Annotated in this window: 14 protein-coding genes and 1 pseudogene; 12 read left to right on the forward strand and 3 right to left on the reverse strand. The window is 59.6% G+C overall.

The features are described 5' to 3' along the window. Positions 1 to 15 precede the first annotated feature (15 nt). The gene (locus ACVMDN_RS42615) at positions 16 to 990 is read right to left on the reverse strand and encodes a LysR family transcriptional regulator (protein ID WP_456843679.1); all 975 of its coding nucleotides are present in this window, start codon (positions 988 to 990) and stop codon (positions 16 to 18) included. Between the two features lie 614 nt (positions 991 to 1,604). Here ACVMDN_RS42615 and ACVMDN_RS42620 point away from each other — a divergent pair. The 10 genes and pseudogenes from ACVMDN_RS42620 (at position 1,605) to ACVMDN_RS42665 (ending at position 11,426) form a co-directional block, all read left to right on the forward strand. Next, entirely contained in the window at positions 1,605 to 2,066 is a 462-nt protein-coding gene (locus ACVMDN_RS42620) for a GNAT family N-acetyltransferase (RefSeq protein WP_083714890.1), read from the forward strand. Positions 2,067 to 2,407: 341 nt separating this feature from the next. Further along, positions 2,408 to 2,617: a hypothetical protein gene (locus ACVMDN_RS42625; protein WP_410469738.1), complete on the forward strand. Its 210-nt coding sequence runs from the start codon at positions 2,408 to 2,410 to the stop codon at positions 2,615 to 2,617. A gap of 276 nt (positions 2,618 to 2,893) precedes the next feature. Beyond that, the gene (locus ACVMDN_RS42630; RefSeq protein ID WP_076825152.1) at positions 2,894 to 3,790 is read left to right on the forward strand and encodes a bestrophin family protein; all 897 of its coding nucleotides are present in this window, start codon (positions 2,894 to 2,896) and stop codon (positions 3,788 to 3,790) included. 744 nt (positions 3,791 to 4,534) lie between these two features. Further along, positions 4,535 to 4,740 (forward strand): annotated as a pseudogene (locus ACVMDN_RS42635) (CsbD family protein). A gap of 218 nt (positions 4,741 to 4,958) precedes the next feature. Continuing rightward, positions 4,959 to 5,168: a hypothetical protein gene (locus tag ACVMDN_RS42640; RefSeq protein WP_076825150.1), complete on the forward strand. Its 210-nt coding sequence runs from the start codon at positions 4,959 to 4,961 to the stop codon at positions 5,166 to 5,168. 98 nt (positions 5,169 to 5,266) lie between these two features. Then, positions 5,267 to 7,576: an FdhF/YdeP family oxidoreductase gene (locus ACVMDN_RS42645; RefSeq protein WP_076825148.1), complete on the forward strand. Its 2,310-nt coding sequence runs from the start codon at positions 5,267 to 5,269 to the stop codon at positions 7,574 to 7,576. Positions 7,577 to 7,591: 15 nt separating this feature from the next. Further along, a complete protein-coding gene (locus ACVMDN_RS42650; RefSeq protein WP_076825146.1) occupies positions 7,592 to 9,004 on the forward strand; it encodes a cytochrome ubiquinol oxidase subunit I in 1,413 nt (470 codons plus the stop codon). A 4-nt stretch (positions 9,005 to 9,008) separates the two neighbouring features. Continuing rightward, positions 9,009 to 10,013, forward strand: coding sequence for a cytochrome d ubiquinol oxidase subunit II (gene cydB, locus ACVMDN_RS42655; RefSeq protein ID WP_076825144.1), 1,005 nt, complete (start codon positions 9,009 to 9,011; stop codon positions 10,011 to 10,013). Beyond that, positions 10,013 to 10,126, forward strand: coding sequence for a DUF2474 family protein (locus tag ACVMDN_RS42660; protein ID WP_076825142.1), 114 nt, complete (start codon positions 10,013 to 10,015; stop codon positions 10,124 to 10,126). The genes cydB and ACVMDN_RS42660 overlap by 1 nt, the downstream gene beginning before the upstream one ends. 190 nt (positions 10,127 to 10,316) lie before the next feature. After that, positions 10,317 to 11,426: a mechanosensitive ion channel family protein gene (locus ACVMDN_RS42665; protein WP_200844596.1), complete on the forward strand. Its 1,110-nt coding sequence runs from the start codon at positions 10,317 to 10,319 to the stop codon at positions 11,424 to 11,426. 43 nt (positions 11,427 to 11,469) lie between these two features. Here ACVMDN_RS42665 and ACVMDN_RS42670 read toward each other — a convergent pair whose 3' ends face one another. Then, the gene (locus ACVMDN_RS42670) at positions 11,470 to 11,727 is read right to left on the reverse strand and encodes a hypothetical protein (protein WP_194295313.1); all 258 of its coding nucleotides are present in this window, start codon (positions 11,725 to 11,727) and stop codon (positions 11,470 to 11,472) included. Between the two features lie 7 nt (positions 11,728 to 11,734). Between ACVMDN_RS42670 and ACVMDN_RS42675 the strand changes: the two genes are divergently transcribed. After that, entirely contained in the window at positions 11,735 to 12,262 is a 528-nt protein-coding gene (locus ACVMDN_RS42675) for an HdeD family acid-resistance protein (protein ID WP_083714899.1), read from the forward strand. A gap of 83 nt (positions 12,263 to 12,345) precedes the next feature. Next, positions 12,346 to 12,996 (forward strand): nucleotide exchange factor GrpE, encoded by a 651-nt coding sequence (gene grpE / locus ACVMDN_RS42680; RefSeq protein WP_246786852.1) that lies wholly within the window; start codon positions 12,346 to 12,348, stop codon positions 12,994 to 12,996. A gap of 69 nt (positions 12,997 to 13,065) precedes the next feature. On the opposite strand, the gene ACVMDN_RS42685 is transcribed toward grpE, so the two are convergent. Next, positions 13,066 to 13,332, reverse strand: a complete 267-nt coding sequence (locus tag ACVMDN_RS42685; RefSeq protein ID WP_057016361.1) for an Hsp20/alpha crystallin family protein — start codon at positions 13,330 to 13,332, stop codon at positions 13,066 to 13,068. Positions 13,333 to 14,008: the final 676 nt, after the last annotated feature.

Here is a 14,008-nt window from a genome sequence, read left to right on the forward strand (position 1 = left end):
CGCAGCTGCCTGAGGCTACCGCGCAGCGCTTCCCGGTGACCGCATCTCGGCGACCATCATCCGCAGCAGCTGCATTGCGGCGGGCGGCAGCGTGCGTCCCTGACGGGAGACCACGTGGGTGCGGCCACGATGCAGCAGCGCGTTCTTCATCGGGAGCGCCACCACCTTGGCGGCATCAGCCTCCGTCATCGCAAGGCGCGACGCCAGCGCATAACCAAGTCCGGCGGTCACGTAATGGGCGAGCGCATCGAACGAGGCGGTCGTGAACGCGAAATTGAGGCGAACGCCTTCGCTGATCTCGGCGGCCTGGACATGCTGGCGCAGGCCGAAATTCGGATGCATCGCGGCGCCTGGGTAAGGCGCGAGGTCGGCGAGCCTGAGCGGCCGGCCCAGCTGGGTCAGCGGGTGCCCGCGCGGTACGATAGCCTTGATCGGGTGCGGCTGCGAATGATGCGAGCGCAGCCGATCGTCGCGAGGCGGATTGAACAGGACGCCGATATGCGCGCGTTCTCCCACGACTTGCTGGACGATCTCGTCGGTACTGCCGATGTCGAGGCTGATCGTGATCTTCGGGTGGCTTTGCATGAAGCGGCACAGGCTGCTCTTGGCCAGCCAGTCGACATAACCTTCGCCCGTCACGAGATCGATATGACCCGACTCAACTTTGCGAATGCTGTCTATCTGCGCCAGCAGCGCCTGTCGTTCGCCCTGCTGGCGCTGCAGGTAGGCGGCCAGCAGTTGGCCGGCGTCGGTCGGCGCGACGCCGCGGCCCCGTCGTTCGAGCAGGCGCGCGCCACATTCCTTCTCGAGCAGGCCTAGCGCCCGGCTGACCGCAGAGGCGTCCATGCCGAGCGCGCCGGCGGTGCCGCGCACGGAGCCGCTATTGAGCACTTCCATGAAATAGTGCAGTCGGCGCGGCTCCAGCTTCGCATTCATCGGCATGTCCTGATCGTTGCAAGTCGCGCAACGAATATTCAATGGCATGGCCATTTATGCAAGTACGTGAATGTGGGCGCGCGACAACGGATCAGCGTCGGAAATCGTATTCGCGATCCGGGATTGGCCGGCTCGCTCGCGCCCGCAGGTTTCGGCGAACTTCAAGGCGATCCTGCCGTGGCGGACCGTTGAGCCTTGGCGGTTTGGCATGGCGTCGAGACAGGATCGTCTGGATTTTTTCCCAGACGCTTCCAGCCTTCGGAACAGCGAAAACTCGAAGATTCGAACGTGTCGCCTGAAGTCCTGCCAAGCTTTCCGACGTGACCGGCGGCGGCCCCTCCCTCGTCGAACCAGGATCGTCTCTTCAAGTCCGTTGCATAAGCAATGTGTCGCTTGGCGCAGTATCTGTCCGGACTTCGTCCGCAGATCAGCCGCTTGCTCCAATCTGGCGGAACATCTCATGTCGCGCAATCGTGCCTTGACTCACTGAGTGCGGCGAGCAGGGTGCTCCACGCAAAGGTGATAGAAAAGTTGTCCATAACAACACAGACAGATTGTCCGTTGTCGTTCGATGCTCCTTCTGGATCGCCGGCATTGTTGCACACCGGAAATGGTCCATCTATTGCTCGGAACGCTTTCGATCGCTTCACGAAGTTGATTGTTTTGCGATGACAGATATTCGAATACTCACCGCAGAGCCAGGAGCGATCGAAGTGGCTATCTGCGCGCGTTGGCGCGTCAATTCATTTTCAATGCTTCGTACTTCCTTCGAGGAAGAGCTAGGATCATTGCAACAATTTGCTGCCGATCGGAGCCTTGGCGTGCTGCTCGTCGCGAAAGCAGATGGTGCGCCGATAGGCGCCTGCCTTTTGGTTGAGTCCGAGTTCGAGCCGAATCACGATGTCGCACCATGGCTCACAGGTCTGTTCGTTGTCCCCGAACATCGCAATGAAGGAGTGGGCACCATCTTGGTGCGGGCGATTGAGGATCAAGCGCGGCAGCGCGGATTTTCGCGGCTAAACCTCTATACGTCAGAGGCAACCGGCTTCTATGCGCGGCTCGGATGGTCGACCGCCGATCGCACCAATTGGAGGGGCGTCGATGCAACTCTCATGGTTCGAGATCTATGAAGCGACCTCACGGGCTTTGGGTTCGGCAGTCGCGCCACCCTCCTCGAGGCATCGACAATCCGCCGACGGTAGGTGCCTCGGAGAGGCCCCTGGTCCCAACTTGTCCGCCGCAAGGGACAAAATGTCTGCCTTAAAGGCGGCCATCGCGCTCTAATTCATTGAATTTGCGTCGTCTTGGGATTTGGCGTGCTCTTTGCTCTGGGAGTGATCGGGTCAATGATCGTATGGCCGCTCGGTCCGGGTTGATCCGGGCGCGACCATCGTTTGAGGACTGTCAAATGGCGCTCGCGCGAGATCCCGATGGTCAGTATGAGGTTCACCGTCATGGAATCTTTTTCGTGATGTACAAGGATAATTCCGAGGTCACGTGCATGATCGCGCGCAGAGCTCTCAACGTGATGCGCGTTCGGTTTCATCCCATTCCAAGCGCGGAGGAATTCTTCCTTATGCGTCGAGCGCGAATCGAACGCGCCGCCAGCGACAAGTTTGAAAACCGTCAGTCCAGCGCCACCCGCGTGGTTTCGCTCGATCGGTTCGACGTGGATTTCTGAGCCAAACTCAGCTTTATAAATGATGCTACAACTCGACAAAGCGGCCGCGTTCCCTGCTCCGTCACAGGGAAGTCCTCCCGGATACAAAGCATCGATGTCCACAGCGATCAGGTCCGGTTGTTGGACACTCGGCGTGCTCTCGGGCATTTCCCGAGCCAATCCAATTGTTCGATGGTCAAAGTATCTGCTCCGGCCTGCCCGAGGCAGCGAAACTCGGACTAGCGCAGCTTTGCAGTCCGGGCATGAGAAGCAGCCCCGGATGTCGGGGAGGCTGCAATGATCGTGCGCTCCAAGCCCGGCTTCTGGGACGTTGCGTTTGCCGTCAATGGATCGATCTTGCCGCGGATCGCGCCGCATCTGGTCGCGATTGCTCTGATCAGTGTGTTGGCGATTTTTGCTGCCATGGAGCATCCGGGCATCTTCGCGCGCATCAGTGCGGTTCCGTTCACGCTGATCGGCATAGCGCTGTCGGTCTTCATGAGCTTCCGAAACAGCACATGTTACGCCCGCTGGTGGGAGGGACGCGAACTCTGGGGCAAGCTGATCATCGCCAGCCGCTCGTTCGCGCGTCAGATCTCCACCCTCGAAGACGACGACCGGCGCGTCCTGCTCCGCGGCCTGTGCGGCTTTTGCTGCGGGCTAACGGCACGCCTTCGGGGTGAAGACGAAGTGGCGGCAATCAAACCGTGGAGTGAGATCGACGCTGCTTCAGGCGGTCCCAACCCCACCAATGCCGTGCTCAACCAGATCGGGCTGCATTGTTTGATGCTGATGAAGCGGGATCGGATCGAGCCGATCCACTACGCCGTTCTGGAAAGGCAACTCACCGCGCTTTCCGACGTCCAGGGCGGTTGCGAGCGCATCGCGTCCACCCCGGTGCCATTCGCCTATTCGCTGCTGCTGCATCGGACCGCGCTGATCTTCTGCGTGACGTTGCCGTTCGCGCTTGCCGGATCGCTCGATTGGTGGACGCTGCTGCCCGTCCTGCTCGTCGCCTACACCTTCTTCGGTCTCGACGCGCTTGGCCATCAGCTTGAGGCGCCCTTCGGGTTGGAGCCGAATGCGCTCCCGCTTGACGCAATGAGACGAGCCCTCGAGCGCGAGCTGCTCGCTCTGCTCGGTGAGCGCGATCTGCCCGCTCCCATGGAGCCTGTTCAGAATGTGCTGATGTAATGCTAAACAAGTGGCATAGCGCATGCTGACGGCGCGGTGGCGTCAGGGCTAGTCGCGCAGACGGACGCGACATGCCTCGCGTGGAGGGCGCGACCCCGGCCTGGGGTAGTCTAAGGGTGGCCGGGGCCGCGCTTACTCCGCGCTGGCGTACCGAATGTCATTCAATGCTCAACGGCACGGAAGGTGCCGAAAGTAACGCTCCCGCCGGAAAGGGCGAAGTGCGCTCTAATCGCTCCAACGATTCAGTGTGGGGTGGCGGCGGGTCGCCAGGAAAGATCATTGGACCAGACGTAGATGGCTATGGCTGCCAGACATAAGGCGATACCGATCCAGAAAATGGGAGAATGATGGATTGGTCGCCGATCTCTCAAGGCGCGCTTCATCTCGATCCCTCATTGGCGCGAACAATCAACGAGTTTCAACTCACGTGAGGTTAAACGAAAGCGGCGTTGAAGTCATTTGTCATCACGTGGCTCACGTCGTTCATTGCGTCAGGCAAATGTCTGTCGGCGCTGAACCCATCCCACGCCCAATAGTAACGCGTTCAGGCTGGTTGGCATCGGCGCCGCGCCGGCGCGGCAGTTCTCGGTGGACAACTTGGCCAAATCTGTCGTGACAAATTGTCCATTGCCGGTAGCCAAGACCGCCTAACTCATTGATATGACGATGCGCTCAGACTGGCACGCCTGTTGCTAACCTTTCCTCGATGCACGTTTCACGGTTGGGCAAAAGAAGGAGATGAAAATGAACTGGGATCGCATCGAAGGAAACTGGAAGGCTGCAAAGGGTGCGCTCAAGGCAACATGGGGAAGCTGACCGACAACGACATTGATGTCATCAACGGTGACAGAGAGCGGTTGGAGGGCAAGCTGCAAGATCTCTACGGCATTGACAAAAACCAGGTCCGCAAAGAGGTCGACAAGTGGGCCAAGGAAGCAAATTGGGATTGATCCCGATTGATTGACCCCGGCGGATCCACGGCTGCTGCGAAGCAGTATCGATGCCCGATTGTTCGTAGAGCTCGCGCGCAATTGGACGCCGAACGCCATCACAACAGGTCGCTGCGCAGCGCTGATCGGCGGAGTGCGGCTTCAAGACTCTCTTGGACTGCGGAGATCTGCGCCTCGACGAGTGTGCCAAGCTACGACAGGATACATGAGGAGATACAATGTCGAAGGACCACGACAAGGCGTCGCACGGATCGCAGGACGCGCGACGTCACAAGATCGATCATCAAACGCGAAACGAGTGGCTTCACAGAGACGCGGGCCTTCAGGATGCGTGGCGTGCTTCCGGCATGACGCGCGACGACTTCATCCGGCACAACGAAGGTCTGATCGACAAGGTGATCGTCGCCAACCTCGATGAGGATCGATAAAGCGAGCCGGAAACGCGGCCCAGCGTGCTGCGGGTGATCTTATTCAGGTCACTCAGCTGAAGACCCTACTGAAGATCTGGCAATTGCGGAGTTGATTTATGTTGGACGGTAAGCCGCGCTTCAAGACGTATCATCATCCCGCCGGCGGTTGGGGTGCCGCCGCAGCGACTGCAAAGATTCTTCTCGAGCAGAGTGTGGTGACGAAGGGATCGCGCGCGCTTCTGTCGATGAACCAACCCGGCGGATTCAAGTGCTCGAGTTGCGCGTTTCCCGACGCGGAATGCAAGAAAACGCTCGATTTCTGCGAGAACGGCGCCAAGGCGTTGGCGTTTGAGGCAACGAAGTTTCGGGTCACACGAGAGTTCTTTGAACGGCACACCGTGTCCGAACTCATGGAGCGGCCGGACTACTGGCTCGAGATGCAAGGACGTTTGACGGAGCCGATGCGCTATGATTCATCGTCGGATCGCTACGTGCCTTGCAGCTGGGACGACGCGTTCGCCCTGATCGGCAAGCATTTGCGGGCTCTTGAAAGTCCGCACCAGGCCGAATTCTATACATCCGGCCGCACACCCAACGAAGCGGCGTTTCTCTACTCGATATTTGTCCGGGAGTTCGGAACCAACAATTTCCCCGACTGCTCGAACATGTGCCACGAGCCGACCAGCCGGGGCTTGCCGCCCTCGATCGGTGTCGGGAAGGGCACCGTTATCCTCGATGATTTCGAGCACGCCGAAGCGATTTTCGTCATCGGGCAGAACACCGGAACGAATTCGCCGCGGATGATGAGCAATCTGGTCGAAGCGAGCAAGCGCGGGGTTCCGATCGTGGCCGTCAATCCGATGCCCGAACGTGCGTTGGTGCGCTTCGCCGATCCGCAGGATGTCATTCAGATGGCAACGTTCGGTTCGACCAAGATTGCCAGCGAGTTCGTTCATGTCCGCATCGGCGGTGACCTCGCCTTCCTCAAGGGGGTCATGAAGGTCATTTTCGAACGCGAGGAATCCGGCGAGAAGATCGTCGACTGGAAGTTTATCCGCGAGCATACCGTCGGCCTCGATGCGGTCCGGGACGACGCGATGGCGGAGACATGGCCGGAATTGGAGAGGGCCTCCGGGCTTGAGGAATCGCAGATTCGGCGATGCGCCGAAATCTACATTCGCTCGCGCGCGACGATCATCTGCTACGGGATGGGGATCACGCAGCATCAGGAGGGGTCGCGGCTGGTGCAGCAGCTGGTCAATCTGCTCCTGCTCAAGGGCAATTTCGGCAAGCCGGGCGCCGGAATATCGCCCATTCGCGGTCATTCCAATGTGCAGGGAGATCGCACCGTCGGCATCGATGAACAGCCGAGCCAGGACTATCTCGATCGTGTTCGCGATGTCTTTGGGTTCGAGCCGCCCCGCGAACATGGTCATCACACGATCGAGTCCGTCGCGGCGATGCAGGCGGGCACGGCGAAGGTATTCATCGGCCTCGGCGGCAATTTCGTTCGTGCCGTGCCCGATACCGAACGGTCGTACGCGGCGATGCGAAAGCTCGCGCTGACGGTCGCCATTACCACCAAGCTGAATCGCGGACATTTGGTTCATGGTCGTGACGCCTTGATGCTGCCCGTTATCGCGCGCTCGGAGATCATCCGGACGGCAGCCGGTGAGCAGTTCGTGACAATCGAGGACTCGATGTCGAACGTCACCGCGTCTCGCGGCGTGTTGCAACCGGCGAGCCCGCATCTCCTGCCCGAGGTGGAAATCGTCTGCCGGATCGCGCAAGCGACGTTGCCGAACAGCAAGGTCGACTGGAGAAGCTACAGCGAGGATTACTGCTTGATCCGCGACAAGATCGCGGAGGTCTATCCGGCGATCTACAGCGACTTCTCCGAGCGGATCGAAAGCCCGAGAGGCTTTCACCTCGACGTGCCGCCGCGCGAACTGGTCTGGCCGACGCCGAACGGCAAGGCGAACTTTCTGCTTCTGCCGGGTCTGGAAGTGAACGCATCCGTTTCAGATCCCGACATGCTGCGACTGGCAACCATTCGCTCGCACGATCAATTCAACACGACGATCTACAGCAACAACGACCGCTATCGCGGTGTCTACAATGACCGAATGGTTCTGTTCATGAACGCCGAGGACCGCGCGGCGCGAGGGCTCGAGGACGGCTCGGGCATTGCGCTCGAGACGATCAGCGATGATGGCATACAGCGGCGCGTGAGCGGACTGAGGGTATTGGACTATCCGATGCCGCGCGGATCGGTTGCGGGATATTACCCCGAGCTCAATCCGCTGCTGCCTCTCGACTACTACGACAAGATCAGCGGGACGCCGGCAGCCAAGTCCATTCCGGTGCGAGTTGTTGCCGCTTGTCGGCCGGATGCCGGAGACGAAGTGCCGGGACGCATATCCTGAGGCAAGGAGGGGACATTGCTGGACAATCTCGATGCGGTGATTCTGGCACGTGCCCAGTTTGCGTTCACCGTCTCGTTCCATTTCATATTTCCATCTTTCTCGATCGGGCTTGCGAGTTATCTGATGGTGCTCGAGGCGTTGTGGCTCAAGACGGGGCAAGGCGTTTATGCCAACCTGTTCCGCTACTGGCTGAAGATCTTCGCCGTTGTGTTCGGCATGGGCGTCGTCTCGGGGGTGGTGCTCTCATATCAATTCGGTACGAATTGGTCGGTATTCTCCACGCGAGCCGGGCCGATCATCGGGCCGCTGATGGCGTATGAGGTGATGACGGCCTTCTTTCTGGAGGCCGGCTTCCTCGGCGTCATGCTGTTCGGCATGAGCAAGGTCGGGAAAGGCCTTCATTTCTTCGCAACGTGCATGGTCGCGCTTGGCACACTGATCTCGGCAACCTGGATCATCGCCGTGAACAGCTGGATGCAGACGCCGGCGGGTTTCGCGATCAATGCGAAGGACCAGTTTGTGCCCGCCGGATCGTGGATGCCGATCATCTTCACCGCCAGTTTTCCGTATCGCCTCGTTCACACCGTGATCGCGGCCTATCTGACGACGGCGTTCGTGGTTGGCGGTGTGGGCGCCTGGCATCTGCTGCGAGACCGCAGCAATGCCGGCGCACGCAAGATGTTTTCGATGGCGATGTGGATGGCCGCGATCGTGACTCCGATCCAAATTCTCGCGGGTGATGCCCATGGCCTCAACACGCTGGAACACCAGCCCGCCAAGGTTCTCGCCATGGAAGGGCACTACGAACCCAGCCCCGATGGCGCGTCGCTTATCCTCTTCGGCTTCCCCAGCAACGAGACAGCGCAGGTCCATCATAAGCTCGAAGTGCCTCGCCTGGGGTCACTGATCCTCAAACACGATCCGGATGCACCTTTACCGGGACTCAGCGACTTTCCGCGGGATCAATGGCCGCCGGTACCGATTGTGTTCTGGTCGTTCCGGATCATGGTCGGCCTTGGATTTGCGATGCTCGCTGTCGGTATCTGGAGCCTGCTCGCGCGCTTCCGGGGAATGCTCTACGACTGGGCCTGGTTGCATCGCGCGTGCGTCGTCCTCGGACCGGCCGGCCTTGTCGCTGTGATCGCTGGATGGGTGACGACGGAGGTCGGTCGGCAACCTTTCACGGTCTATGGACTGTTACGAACGGCGGAATCACATTCGCCGCTGGCTGCGCCGGCTGTGGCGGCCTCGCTTGTCGCTTTCGTGCTGGTGTACTTCGCCGCGTTCGGCGCCGGCACCTATTATCTCCTGCGACTGATGGCGAAGCCGCCCGCGCCGGGCGAGAAGGAGCCGCCCAAGGTGCCGCAGCGCGCCGCAGGCATTACGCCGGCGGGCAGTGTCGGCGTGCCTCTGACTGCGGCGGAGTGAGGCCATGTCCAGCATCGACCTTACGACCTTCTGGGCTGCGATCATCGGATTTGCGGTGATGGCCTACGTCGTCATGGACGGGTTCGACCTTGGCATCGGAATTCTGTTCCCGAGCTTTGCGGTCGGCGACGAGCGCGACCAGGCCATGAATTCGATCGCGCCGGTCTGGGATGGCAACGAGACGTGGCTGGTGATGGGCGGCGGCGGTCTGCTGGCGGCGTTTCCGCTCGCCTATGCGATCATCCTTCCAGCCACCTATCCGTTGATGATCGCCATGCTGCTTGGGCTCGTCTTCCGCGGCGTCGCCTTTGAGTTCCGCTGGCGCGATCCAGGGCATCGGCCATTATGGGACATTGCGTTCTGGTTGGGCTCCCTGGTGGCCGCCTTTGCGCAAGGTGTTACTCTCGGGGCAATTCTGCAGGGTATCCACGTTGTCAATGATGCCTATGCCGGCGGCTGGCTCGACTGGCTAAGCCAATTCAGCATCCTGACCGGCGTCGCGGTTGTGATCGGCTATGCGCTGCTCGGCGCAACGTGGCTGATCTGGAAGACGGAGGGGACGAGCCAACGTCACGCGCGCCGTGCCGCCTTCTGGCTCGGCGCCGGCACGCTTTTGGCGCTGGGGGCCGTCAGCGCGGTGACGCCGTTTCTCGATTATGACTACTGGCGGCGGTGGTTCGCAATGCCCGGCGTCTTGTTGACGGCCCAGGTGCCGCTGTTGGTGCTGATCTCCGCGGTAACCTTCTTCTGGAGTCTGAAGCGAGAGTTCGAGCGGTTGCCGTTCCTCATGGCGCTGGCACTTTTCCTGCTGAGCTTCATCGGGCTCGGAATCAGCATCTATCCTTACGCCGTTCCACGCGCGATTACGATCTGGGATGCCGCGGCACCGGTCGAAAGCCAGTTGTTCATGCTGGTGGGCGCCTGCGTGATTATTCCGCTCATCCTCGCATACACAGGCTGGGCGTACTGGGTGTTTCGCGGCAAGGCCGGCACCGCAGGGTATCACTGATGCAGGCCCGGCTTCCGCTATGGCAACGGCTCGCGTGGATGGCCGCGATCTGGATCGCAAGCGTTGTGGCGGTCGGCCTCGTCTCGGGCGTGATCAGACAGTGGTTACGTTAAATCAGTTCCGGTCAGCCGGGTCATTTGACCGCCTCGTTTGTCGCGGAGCCGCAGGTTCCGTCGGAAAGCACCGCAGTCTCTGGCACGTTCCTGCATGACACATGCTCCGAATAGCGAACTGACCGCGCTCTGGACAATCGTGCTTTCGTTCTGGCAGCGAAGCGTCTTGGACCTAACCGTCGGACACTTCATGGTTTCGATCGTCATTCTCGCGATCGCAGTGCTGATCCGGCGGCTTTTCAGCCGCTTTATCGTCTCCCGTATCCACTCCTGGTCGTCGAGCAAGGTCGGCCTCAACCGCACGATCGTCGAGGCACTTGCTCCGCCGATTCAGTTTATTCCGATCGTCCTGGCCGTATTTATTATCGGCGAATGCGTGCTGACCAATCAGAGGCTCAAGGAGGGGCTCCTCCAGATTGATCGTTCGTTGACCGCATTCACAATCTTCTGGGCACTGTTCGAGGTGATCGGGCCCCTATGCGCGGTTCTGGATGGCCGGACGCCGATCTTCAGTCAGGCCATGATCGGCTGGACGGTCAGGGTCGGACGCGCCATCATCGTGGCGCTCGGTGCGACCGCCGTCCTGGAGGTCTGGGGCATTCACGTCGGGCCCGTACTGGCGAGCTTCGGCCTCGTCGGCGTCGCGGTGGCGCTGGGCGCCCAGAATCTGTTCAAGAATCTGATCTCCGGAATCTTCATCATTGGCGAGCAGCGCTTTCGGAACGGCGATTGGATCCTCGCCGAGGGCATCGTCGAGGGAACGGTGGAAACCATTGGTCTGCGGACAACGAAAGTCCGCCGGTTCGATCAAGCACCCGTATTCGTTCCGAATTCGTATTTGGCGGACAATGCCGTCACCAACTTCTCGCAGATGAGGTTTCGCCGCATTTCCTGGATCATCGGCCTCGATTACAGCACGACGATCGGCCAGCTCCGCGATGTCCGTGATGCAATCGAGGAGTACATCCTCGGCAGTCAAGATTTCGTTCATCCTCCTGAAGCCGTCGCGTTCGTACGTGTCGACAAGTTCAATGAATCGTCGATCGATGTCATGGTCTATTGCTTCACCCGCACCACGGTCTGGGGTGACTGGCTGAAGATCAAGGAGGAGCTGGCGTATGCCATCAAGGCGATCGTGAAAAAGGCGGGATCTGATTTCGCCTTTCCAAGTCAGTCGCTCTACGTGGAGGCCGTCCCGACAGGGATCGAGCTTTTTCCTCACAATACGGCGCCGAGCAGTGATCCGACGAACGGGACGGGGGTGGTGGGCAAGGCCGTTCCGAAAGGCGGCGTGGCATGAATCCCAGCAACATTCTTGCTTCGTGGACGCTCGTGCCGGCGAATTAGCCTTTCGGCGCTTCGGTCATTTTGTCCCAACGATTCCGGACAAAATGACCTTTCAGCGACATCGATTGCCATAACTGATTGAAATCACGTCGATTGCGGTCTGGCACGTCGATTGCGTTGTCGTCAGTTGCGAGAATGTCGTCGTCTGCATCGCGGGGCACGGCCCATGTGCAGCGAGTCACCAACAACTCAATCTCTGGGCAATTCATCATGGCGCAAACAATTGGAATGCCGGAACCGAGGCGGGCGTTCACGGGATTGATGACCGAAGCGCGAGGGAAGTGGGGTTGGTTCGTCGCCCTGGGCATTCTCTTTATTGTGCTGGGCTTCGGAGCTCTCAGCAATCTGCTGTTGGCGACCATCGCAACGATCTTCTACATCGGCGTCTTGATGATCATCGCGGGCGCCTTTCAGATCGTCCATGCGTTTAGGGTCAAAAACTGGCGCGGGTTCTTTCTTTGGGGTCTGGGAGGCTTTTTCTATGCTGCGGCCGGTACGACAATCGTTCTGGATCCAGCAATCGCTTCACTTGTTTTGACTCTCATATTGGCCGTTTGCACGATCGCGTCCGGCGTCATGCGCCTGTTGCTCAGCTTTAGAGCAAAGGGAGATCGCGGCTGGGGCTGGCTATTTGCCTCTGGACTGCTCACCGCGATCGCAGGATTGGCGTTTCTGTTAGGTTGGCCACTCAACAGTCTCTGGCTGCTTGGCCTGTTGTTGTCGATCGACCTGGTTTTCCAGGGCTGCACGCTGCTTGGTCTGGGCCTGCAGCTCCGCGGTACGCGGTAGACGGCCGGCTCGGGCGAGCGAAGAACGCCGCTTGTCCGGCCGACCTTCAAACGTCATATCAACGGCGAGATAAGAGAGCTGCCATGACTAATAACGGCCCGCCCAACGATCCTCATCACAGCAGACAGATTCACTCACACCGCCCTCAAGGAGGGACTCATCAGGCGGAGCAAGGTGTAGAGAAGGTGATGCCTGAGGGCTCTGCAAGGGAAACAACCTCCGGATCGCCAGATGCTGCGGACACGCCGCCAAGCGCCGCAGAAGACGTGCATGAGGCCATTGCGCGACTCGTGGCGGAGAATGTCGATCTCAAAGACCGGCTGCTTCGGGCGCTCGCGGATGCCGAAAATGTACGCCGGCGCTCCGAGCGTGAGTTGAACGACATGCGGCAATACGCCGTAACCAAGTTCGCGGGCGATATGGTCAATGTCGCGGACAATCTGGAACGTGCGATGTCCAGTCTTCCTGCGGAGCTGCGCGACAATGCCGGCCCCTTCAAGACGTTTGTCGAGGGGGTGGAGCTTACCGAAAAGGAGCTGTTGCGATCGCTGGAAGCGCACGGCGTCAAGAGGCTCGATCCGGCCGGAAGCCGGTTTGATCCTCACTTTCACGAGGCCATGTTCCAGGTCAAAGATCCGTCAGTGCCAAGCGGCACCGTCACGACGGTCGTGCAGGCCGGTTACGCGATCGGATCGCGTTCGTTGAGGTCCGCGAAAGTCGGCGTCGCGAGCTGAAATGCCCGCTCGCCTCCGGGCGTGCCGCGCGATGGCCTCGATGGCTTTAGCAGTGTCGGCTCGGATCGACTACCTGTGCTTGGGAAACGTCACGGTCATCACGCCGTCGTCGAAATACGCGTTTATCTTATGAGCATCGACCGAACTGGGTAATAGCATCGAGCTCAAGACTCTGATTGTCCGTTCGGCACCACGGCCGTCGTTCACCTGCCGCTCAGCGATGATGGTGAGTACACCACGCTCAACGGACACGTCTATGTCGTTTGCCGTTAGACCATGCAGCTCTGCAACGATTTGGAGTTCGTCATCTGTCTCGTTCACGTCAACATTCAGCATCGTGAACCATCCTGGTCGTACATGCGACGGCATAGCCCATCGACCGGATCAACCGGCAGCAATACGCGTGCCATCCGCGCGGCAAGTCATATCAACGGCTTAAGGTGTTGATCAGTGAGCCCGCAGACACTTTGTCAAAGTCGATCGGACAAGTTGTCTGATGCAAGTCTGGCGCGATCGCCACTTGTACGCTCTGGACGTCTCCAAAAATGGCGCTAGCATTGATCATGCAGGCTGGGGAGGTGTCGAGTGTCGAGCAACATCGAACAGGCCGCGTCCGAGATCGCTGACGTCCGACTTCTTGTGGAGCGATTGCGTCGCGTTGAGGCGTGGCGACGGAAGCGTTTCGAGCGTGCAATTCAGGGATCTAGACCAAGAAATGGTATTTGACCGATCGAACGTGATCAGGATTTCGCAGCTATACACAGCGGTTTCAGTTCGTCGAAGAGCTCTCGAAGCGGGGGGCGTCAAGCCTTGGCGTGGCTTGCAATAGGCGAATGATGGCTTTCGGCTTTCCATGCGTTGAACGGTTGATCGAGCCCGCCATGATCAGATCTTGTCTTGAAGCCAAGGCGCAAATTCTCCCCCGCCAACAACTGTGCGAGGACATGCCATGAATACCGGCCAGTCATCTTCCAATGCTCCTTCTGGCGATCTTTGGCCGGCTCTGTCCTGC

This window comes from Bradyrhizobium sp. USDA 4510, assembly GCF_054059095.1.

Bases quoted from the DNA above. Each gene is read 5' to 3' on its own strand.
- ACVMDN_RS42615 (WP_456843679.1), bottom strand. From the start codon at position 990: ATGGCCATGCCATTGAATATTCGTTGCGCGACTTGCAACGATCAGGAC.
- ACVMDN_RS42620 (WP_083714890.1), top strand. From the start codon at position 1,605: ATGACAGATATTCGAATACTCACCGCAGAGCCAGGAGCGATCGAAGTG.
- ACVMDN_RS42625 (WP_410469738.1), top strand. From the start codon at position 2,408: ATGTACAAGGATAATTCCGAGGTCACGTGCATGATCGCGCGCAGAGCT.
- ACVMDN_RS42630 (WP_076825152.1), top strand. From the start codon at position 2,894: ATGATCGTGCGCTCCAAGCCCGGCTTCTGGGACGTTGCGTTTGCCGTC.
- ACVMDN_RS42640 (WP_076825150.1), top strand. From the start codon at position 4,959: ATGTCGAAGGACCACGACAAGGCGTCGCACGGATCGCAGGACGCGCGA.
- ACVMDN_RS42645 (WP_076825148.1), top strand. From the start codon at position 5,267: ATGTTGGACGGTAAGCCGCGCTTCAAGACGTATCATCATCCCGCCGGC.
- cydB (WP_076825144.1), top strand. From the start codon at position 9,009: ATGTCCAGCATCGACCTTACGACCTTCTGGGCTGCGATCATCGGATTT.
- ACVMDN_RS42660 (WP_076825142.1), top strand. From the start codon at position 10,013: ATGCAGGCCCGGCTTCCGCTATGGCAACGGCTCGCGTGGATGGCCGCG.
- ACVMDN_RS42665 (WP_200844596.1), top strand. From the start codon at position 10,317: ATGGTTTCGATCGTCATTCTCGCGATCGCAGTGCTGATCCGGCGGCTT.
- ACVMDN_RS42675 (WP_083714899.1), top strand. From the start codon at position 11,735: ATGACCGAAGCGCGAGGGAAGTGGGGTTGGTTCGTCGCCCTGGGCATT.
- grpE (WP_246786852.1), top strand. From the start codon at position 12,346: ATGACTAATAACGGCCCGCCCAACGATCCTCATCACAGCAGACAGATT.
- ACVMDN_RS42685 (WP_057016361.1), bottom strand. From the start codon at position 13,332: ATGCTGAATGTTGACGTGAACGAGACAGATGACGAACTCCAAATCGTT.